The sequence below is a fragment of the Staphylococcus sp. MB377 genome, from assembly GCF_001922505.1.
Classification (GTDB): Bacteria; Bacillota; Bacilli; order Staphylococcales; family Staphylococcaceae; genus Staphylococcus; species Staphylococcus haemolyticus.
In genome coordinates, this window is sequence record NZ_MAON01000024.1 from 1 (window position 1) to 5,870 (window position 5,870).

Below are 5,870 nucleotides of genomic sequence, written 5' to 3' on the forward strand. Positions count from 1 at the left end.
ATAATTTGCGTAATCGAATTATTATAACTTCGCGACTATTTGCCTCAACAACAAAAAAAGAGATTAAACAACCTAAGGTTGCTTAATCTCAATATTTGGACTCATCAGTCCGATTTGACGTAGAGCCGTAAAAATAAGCATAAAAAAATACTGACAGAATGTCTTTGTCAGTATTCTCGTTCAACATATTAAATTAAATATCTAAGAATTCTTCAACATCATTGAATAAAGAATCGAATTTTTTAATATTCTTCTCATCCATATAGATAAAAATTTTTCTCTCATCTTCAGTTGATCGAACCTTACTTAGTCTTTCTTTTTCTATAAGTCGTCGAATTGAGACTAATAATTTAGTTCTACTTAACTCTAACTCACTAATTGCTATTTTTAGAAATTTTTGCATTAACATTTGATCTTTAGCAATATGTTCATGAGCAAGTTTGAGCAAAGCCAAATCATTTAATGTCAACTTATATTGTTTATCTATGTACTCTGACAATGCTTTATGTTGTTTATAGAATTCTAGTAATTTATTTAATTTGTCATTATTCAATGATTTTTGCACCTCCAAATATAAGCAGACAACTTAATTACTATTATCCTTTATATTTTTAGGTATGTCCTATAACTTTGTTTAGAAATTTTTGTCGAATTTACTAACAATGTTAAATATAGTTGTGCAAAATACAATTGGATAGATTTTATTTTTTAAAAATTTTAACGATGTACAACGCATTGTAATTAAGTTTAATTTGAAGAGGTGCATTATTAAAGTTATGTTCTATCATTTGAAATGTTGGATGGATTAAATAATCTAGTTTTCTTAAAAATCGTTTTGACCATTTATGTTTTTTTCTAATACGCTGAGAAATAAGATGATTAATATTACCGTTATAGTCATCGACGAGTTGAATTTGAACTAAATAGGTATCTTTTAATACATCATCTGTAAAATCAATAAATATATATGTCTGATCATAATTGACTTGCAATGATTCACTTTCTAAAACACGCCAATCGTAAATTAGAACAGTATATTGGTCTTCATCGTCAATTAATATGTAATTTTCATTAAATAATTTGGGTTTCATACTTATTTTAATGAGTTGCTCTAAAATCGTTCCTAATATCGACTTAAACCCGTTTTCATCGAATATGTGAAGTGCATTAAACAGATTACCACTATGCTTGAAGTTAAAGCCAATTCCGTTAAAATATGACGCTGTTCTCACAAATGTCTCAATTAATAAAGGTGCACTATTATTCAAATCATTATATTTACTATTTAAAAATTTGTGGTTTTCAAAATTTAAAAATATTATTTTCTGATCTTCTAGATCAAATTGCTTTAATATTTGTCTAATATTTTGGTATCGTAATATATTTTTCACCAGTAAATGTTCATTCTGTTCAATTAAGTAAGGCATTTTTAGTTGTGCATTATCAATATATAAAAATTCAAAATTAATGCGTTTGATTTGTGATTCTAATGTTTTAAACAATACAGGGTCGTTTAGCAGCTTACTTATTTCTAACCCAAATGAAAATTGTTGCGTTTTATGCTGTATTTTTAAAATAATTCGATAAATGGATTTCAAATTTACTTCATCTAAATCAAAAACAAGACCTAATTTATGATTACCACTCGTAGGAAGTTGATGTTCTCTGAAGTAGTTTGCTACATCCTCAAAATTAGACTCTAAAAAATCCGTTAACGTTAAATCTTCCAGTCTAAATACTACATTTAATTCATTAATAATGATGTATTCAAACAATCGTTGTCTCTCATACTTTGTCATTTGATCTTTAATATCACGCATATCTACATTTAGATAAAACTTCAATGTTGAGTGTTCGTAATACAAAGGTCGTGCAAAATCTTGAAAAAATAATAATCTTATTTCTTCTATAGTATTAACTTGCATCACTAAATAATACGGATTCACAGTAGAACCAATTGTTGAATCTGCGTAGATTATATGTTCATCGTGTTGGTTATAATATTGTTGTTTAATCTTGATTAATTGATTAATGTAGTCAATATTTCCTTCGATTATATTTCCATAATCCATATCAATAGATTTTTCATATCTATCACAGTATCGGTACTCGTTGGGAGTCATGCCAACATAATTTTTAAACGTTTTAGAATAACTTGAAGCATTGCTAAATCCTACTTTTTCGCTTATTAAACTTATCGTGTATTCCGTTGTTAATAGCCATTCAAATGAATTTGCAATTTTTAAAGTATCTACATATGTCTTGAAACCCATATTTAGCAATTGATTAAACTGTGCCGAAAGATTAGATTTAGAAGTAAATAATTTTGATGCTATACCCGTTAGCGTTAATTTCTTATTAATATTTTGATTAATATATTCTAATATTTCGCTTAATTCACCGTAAAAAGAGAAGTTATATTGATGATTTGCGATTGATTTCTCAATGGCGCCTTCTTTCCCAATAATATCAACAACAGAAGTAATATATGTAGTACCTTCAGAAACTGAGTCTGCGTTTAAATGGTTTAGGGCAAGTTGCAATAATGCGCGTTTAATGGAGTTAATGGACTTAACTAGATTAGTTGAGTATTTATAATTGAAGAAATCAAAATGGCGATCTCTAAACCAATCACTAGCGATATAAAGCATGATGGTTTTTTTATTTTTTAGAATTGAAAAAATATCTGTATTATTAATAACGTAAATGTCATTTTCGACGTTAACGGTTTTAGTAAAGTGCTGAAGTTTAAGTTGACCTTCTATCGGAAACAACAGAATAATACCGTCTTGGCAACGTGTCATTTTGTATTCATTCTTAGTCAATATATGAATATTGGTATTAGACATTGATTAACCTCTTTCTAATTCATGATAGTCTTTCTAAATGTTGTACTAATTTCCTTTTTGCTTCTTAGCACTATCATAGTGATTAAATGTAAATTTACCACAACATGATAAACAAATCAAAAATACAATTTTTTATAAATTAATTTATTGTTATTATTAACTTAAGTTATCAATTTGTTAAAAAATGTCCCGTTATTGCTTCAAATTCAATCATGTATATAGTAATACGATCAATCATACAATTACTAAACAAAATAAAATCATTGAATGCAACACGTAGACATCTCAAATGTATAGGTTCTCATTATGTTCTTTCTTATTTAATTTTTAAAGCGATTTGCAAGTCTTAATACATCTTTTATGATATTCAACAAATTAATAAATAGATTAAAACCCATTTCACGTGGTGAAAAATTCCCTCGCTTCATACGATTGAAATCATACAATGTATATAATAGAAAAAGTATTAAACCTACAACCGTAATGGCAGTGTGATATATAGGATTATGAATGAACATTCCAATCAATCCGGCAATAATTAATGCAATTAATGTTACAAATAAATATTTACCAATACTAGAAGCATCATTAATAATGAAAAAACCTAAAATACCGAAAACTATAAATGCGCCAATTGCTAATAAGACATTTTTATAGAAGACCTCTGGTCCTAAATTTTGCATATAAGTTGTAAAAGTAGCGTATGATAAAAGACCTACAATAATGGCGTAAATATGCGAAATAACCAAACCATACTTACGCGCACGTTGAATAAATAATGTTGCCAAAATAAGTACTAATAATGCTATAGATAAAGGACGTCTCCATTCCATAGGTAAGTATTGTCCGAAGTAACATCCAATTCCAAATATAATCCAATAATACATAAAAAATAGCCATACCTTGGCGTAATCACGCGTTCTATCTTTATCTCGATGTTTTGTCTTCATATGATGTGTGTTGTTATACGACTGAGACATACAATGAATCTCTCCTTTTCAGATATCACTTTTTCAACATGATTGTATCGCATTCTAACTACTTTTCAAAAAATAAATCATTAACGAATGATATGTTTTCTACAATTACATTTACATTAGTTATTAATACTAGACCTCAAAATATGAACTACAATTAAATTTAACACAACCTTAAAACCTATTGTTAATCCATTTGGAGCTTAAATTTTCCACTCAACTCATTTTTATTTCTAATAGAAATATTACAAATCACTTAATTTTTTTACTAAAATGTGCGGTCAAATATTTAATGAACGCTATCATATCAACAGATTAGACGCTTTTACATAATAAGAGACAAATATTAACAATATTACAAGATAATAACAATGCCCAAATTGTGTTTTTTTTTTGATAGTATGAATACGTGATATATGTAAATGAATATATAAGATAAATTAATAGTTTAGGAATTTATTAATTATAAATAAAATCAATTTTCTCAAGGAGGACATTTAGTTGAAAAAGTTAGCAGTCGCAGCTTCTGTCGCAACCGGAGCAGTTGCAGTACTATCTAATCACAATGCTGAAGCATCAACTCAACATACTGTAAAATCCGGCGAGTCGCTTTGGAGCATCGCTAGTAAATATAATACATCTGTGGATAGTATTAAGAAGAGCAACAATCTTTCAAACAATATGATTTTCCCTGGTCAAGTTATTACTATTGGGGGCAGCAGTAATAACTCTAACAATGCCAGTTCAAATGCAACAACTTCTTCATCAACATATACTGTAAAAGCTGGCGATTCTTTATATGCAATTGCTAGTAAAAATGGTGTAACTGTCAATGCATTAATGAAAGCCAATAATTTATCAGGTTACTTAATTACACCAAATCAAAAATTAAAAATACCTAATGGTTCAACTACAACACCTAGTAAAACAAATCCTAGTACAAACAATAATGTAGGCGGAAGTGGCGGTTATTCTAGTCCAACATTTAGTCACCAAAACCTATATACTGCTGGTCAATGTACATGGTACGTATTCGACCGACGTGCTCAAGCTGGTAAACCAATTAGTACTTATTGGTCAGATGCAAAATATTGGGCAGGTAATGCAGCAGCAGATGGTTATACAGTAGATCATAACGCAACTGTAGGTTCAATCATGCAAACAACTACTGGCTACTATGGACACGTAGCTTATGTTGAACGTGTTAATGCTGATGGTAGTATCTTAATTTCAGAAATGAATTATGCTAACGGACCATATAACACTAATACTAGAACAATTCCTGCATCTGTAGTTTCAAACTACAACTTCATTCACTAAGAAATTAAATATAGAGTATAAGAGCAGCTAATTAAGTTTAATTGGATTACTCTTTTTTGTGCACTAAAATAATGCAATTTAATAAATCATCCCACTGTTTCAACTTGAATTCAAAAGATGATTTAAATTCTATTATGTCTTACTTCATATCTAACAAAGAAGGGCTAGCGACAATGTATCGCTAGCCCTTCTTTAATATATTATGGCTCTACGTCAAATCGGACTGATGAGTCCAAATATTGAGATTAAGCAACCTTAGGTTGTTTAATCTCTTTTTTTGTTGTTGAGGCAAATAGTCGCGAAGTTATAATAATTCGATTATGCAAATTATCATAATTTCTATAACCAAAAGATACCCTTTTAATGAGTTTGATTTTATTATTAATTCCTTCTAACGGACCGTTGGTCAGGTTAGAATATGTCATAGTATTTTCAATGAAAGCTAGTAAGCGTATTAAAGTTCTAATGACTGGGCGTAATTTAGGACACACATCTGAAAGATGAATAGAAAAGAGTTTATGATTAAATTTCTCTATTTGATTTTCTTTTAATAATCTTCTTAGCTCATGAACGTAGTGATATGTATTAAATAATTCTACATCTACACCTAATAAGTAATTTATAATGCCTTTTTCGGTTTTCCACTCTTTAAATAAATGGACTTTATGATAATTAAATGCTTCTAGCGTTTCAAAAGGTTTAAGAAATAGGTTTGACCCCCTTT

At 28.8% G+C, this 5,870-nt stretch carries 5 protein-coding genes; 1 reads left to right on the forward strand and 4 read right to left on the reverse strand.

Annotated features, from left to right (window positions below):
• Window positions 1-193: 193 nt before the first annotated feature.
• From BB045_RS06880 to BB045_RS06890, 3 genes are all read right to left on the reverse strand, one after another.
• Window positions 194-553 (reverse strand): transcriptional regulator, SarA/Rot family, encoded by a 360-nt coding sequence (locus BB045_RS06880; RefSeq protein WP_075140611.1) that lies wholly within the window; start codon window positions 551-553, stop codon window positions 194-196.
• A 148-nt stretch (window positions 554-701) separates the two neighbouring features.
• On the reverse strand, window positions 702-2,849 hold the full coding sequence (locus tag BB045_RS06885; protein ID WP_075140612.1) for a helix-turn-helix transcriptional regulator: 2,148 nt from the start codon (window positions 2,847-2,849) through the stop codon (window positions 702-704).
• Window positions 2,850-3,169: 320 nt separating this feature from the next.
• Window positions 3,170-3,829, reverse strand: coding sequence for a Bax inhibitor-1/YccA family protein (locus tag BB045_RS06890; protein WP_037536498.1), 660 nt, complete (start codon window positions 3,827-3,829; stop codon window positions 3,170-3,172).
• Between the two features lie 498 nt (window positions 3,830-4,327).
• On the opposite strand from BB045_RS06890, the gene BB045_RS06895 reads away from it, so the two are divergent.
• Window positions 4,328-5,146 (forward strand): LysM peptidoglycan-binding domain-containing protein, encoded by an 819-nt coding sequence (locus BB045_RS06895; RefSeq protein ID WP_070861024.1) that lies wholly within the window; start codon window positions 4,328-4,330, stop codon window positions 5,144-5,146.
• Between the two features lie 245 nt (window positions 5,147-5,391).
• Here BB045_RS06895 and BB045_RS06900 read toward each other — a convergent pair.
• A partial coding sequence (locus tag BB045_RS06900) for a transposase (protein ID WP_142236930.1) occupies window positions 5,392-5,870 on the reverse strand: 479 nt, incomplete at its 5' end.